Genomic DNA, 245 nt, shown 5'->3' on the forward strand with positions numbered 1-245 from the left:
AAGCGGGCATAACCCCGGGCAGAACGTGCTGACAAACGCGCATTAGCCAACCCCCCAGGCACTTGGGCTGCCGCACAGGCGGCAAGCATATTCGGCCAAAGCTCTGTTTCAACCACCCCCAGCCCACGAGGTTTCACCCGGCGGATAAAACGCTGCATGGCATGGGGCAGGTCATCAGGGCAAAAACTGTGCATAACCCGATCACCAAACAGGGCCTCAGCCCGGGCAGCGCCGGTAGCGGTCAT

At 61.2% G+C, this 245-nt stretch carries 1 protein-coding gene; it reads right to left on the reverse strand.

Annotated elements, in window-relative coordinates; translation table 11 throughout:
• The coding region (locus ACFVYJ_RS13875) for a glycosyltransferase N-terminal domain-containing protein (protein WP_463255459.1) at positions 1-245 on the reverse strand (245 nt) is incomplete at both ends.

Source organism: Pontibacter sp. JAM-7 (assembly GCF_048548695.2).
Classification (GTDB): domain Bacteria; phylum Pseudomonadota; class Gammaproteobacteria; order Pseudomonadales; family Balneatricaceae; genus Neptuniibacter.